This is a genomic window from Allosphingosinicella sp. (genome assembly GCF_036387215.1).
Classification (GTDB): domain Bacteria; phylum Pseudomonadota; class Alphaproteobacteria; order Sphingomonadales; family Sphingomonadaceae; genus Allosphingosinicella.
In genome coordinates this window covers 1-1,523 of record NZ_DASVUE010000440.1, presented here as the reverse complement: position 1 = coordinate 1,523, position 1,523 = coordinate 1, and the positions used below count along the sequence as shown (strand labels likewise).

2 protein-coding genes are annotated in these 1,523 nt (G+C 68.4%); one reads left to right on the top strand and one right to left on the bottom strand.

The genetic code is table 11. The features are described from left to right. Positions 1-254: 254 nt before the first annotated feature. Positions 255-1,172 carry a DMT family transporter gene (locus VF662_RS16760; protein ID WP_464143091.1) on the top strand — a complete coding sequence of 306 codons (918 nt, stop codon included), beginning with the start codon at positions 255-257 and terminating at the stop codon, positions 1,170-1,172. Here VF662_RS16760 and VF662_RS16755 read toward each other — a convergent pair. Next, positions 1,169-1,435 (bottom strand): ATP synthase F1 subunit epsilon, encoded by a 267-nt coding sequence (locus VF662_RS16755; RefSeq protein WP_464143090.1) that lies wholly within the window; start codon positions 1,433-1,435, stop codon positions 1,169-1,171. The two genes, VF662_RS16760 and VF662_RS16755, sit on opposite strands and share 4 nt — an antisense overlap. Positions 1,436-1,523: the final 88 nt, after the last annotated feature.

Below are 1,523 nucleotides of genomic sequence, written 5' to 3'. Positions count from 1 at the left end.
GCCGCGAAGGCGTCCAGGGGCGGGAATTGCTCGCCGCCTTCGACGTTGAGGGGAGCGGGGCCGCCGCCCTTCATTGGGCGGGCGACGCCGAAGGATGGGCGCTGGCCGCCCGTGCCGTTGGCTCCGCTGCGTCGTCCGAATGCACTCATAGGTCTTCCGAACCTCACCCTCAGGATGTCAAAATTGCTGTCGCGCAGCTGGTGAATAGGACGGAAACTTTGACAATTGCCTAACCGGTGGGAATGAGCGCGCGGATGCGGGCCGAGCCAAGCAAGAGTGTCGGGGCGGCCCTGCTGATCGCATTGGCGGGCTTTTCGATGCTGTCGGTTGGCGATGCGGTCGTGAAATCGATGACGGGCGAGTGGCCCGCGCCGGCGGTGTCGGCGCTGAGGTACAATTTCGGAGCGGTGGGGCTGGGGATCGCGGTTGCGCTTCGATACGGGCGCGCGGGCTTCGTCCTGCCGCGGCCCTGGCTTCAGGCGGGGAGGGGCCTCGCGGTCAGCCTTGCCACAATCTGCTTCTTCCTCGGCGTGATGGCGATGCCGCTTGCGGACGCGACCGCCATCCAGTTCACGAGCCCGTTCCTTACCGCCTTGCTGTCGGCGCTGCTGCTTGGCGAGCGGGTGCCGCGGCTCGCGTGGGGCGCGATCGCGCTTGCCTTTGCGGGCGTCCTGATCGTGCTCCGGCCGAACTTCGCGGCGGTGGGCGGAGCGGCTTTCTACCCGATCGGAGCAGCGCTCGGGATGGCGTTCCTCATCACCCTCAACCGGAAGTCCGCGGGCGATGCGCCGATCCTCGTGATGCAGTTCGTGCTGGCGCTGGTCGCGGCGCCGGTGCTGGTCGCGGCGGCGGCCGGTCTCGCGGCATTGGGCGGCCCGCACTTCGAGATTGGCTGGCCGGGCGCCGAAGTGGTCCTGAAATGCGCGATCGTCGCGTGCACTGCGTCGACCGCGCACATGCTGATCTACTGGGCGACGGTGCACGCCGGCGCTGCGACGGTCTCGCCGATGACCTACGTGCAGCTGTTCGTGGCCGCGCTCATCGGCTGGATCTGGTTCGGAGATGCGCCCGACGTCTTCACCGCGGCAGGGGCGGCGCTGATCATCGCAGGCGGGCTGCTTCTGTGGCGCGCGCAAAAGCCGCGGCCGCCGGTGGAGGGTACGTCTGACTAGGCCGGAACGTCGGCGCGCTCTGCAAGGACGGTGAGACCGCGGTCGTTCACTTCGGCGAAGCCGCCTTCGATAGCGATCCGTTCGGGCTCGCCGGTCATGCCCGTGCGGTAGATGGCAAGCTCGCCGTTGCGGATCGTCGACATGAAGGGCGCATGGCCTTCGAGCACGCCGAACTCGCCCTCGCTGCCGGGGACGACCACCATGTGGACGTCCTCGGAGCGGACGAGGCGCTCGGGCGTGACGAGTTCGAAGTGCAGGGGCATCTCAACAACTCCCCCCTCCCTGTCAGGGAGGGGCTAGGGGTGGGTTGCGAACCGGCCGGCTCGATGCCGGCCTGTTCGCCTTGTCAGG

What these genes read in the sequence shown, in the direction of transcription:
- VF662_RS16755 (WP_464143090.1), bottom strand. Translation starts at nt 1,435, where the DNA reads ATGCCCCTGCACTTCGAACTCGTCACGCCCGAGCGCCTCGTCCGCTCC.
- VF662_RS16760 (WP_464143091.1), top strand. Translation starts at nt 255, where the DNA reads ATGCGGGCCGAGCCAAGCAAGAGTGTCGGGGCGGCCCTGCTGATCGCA.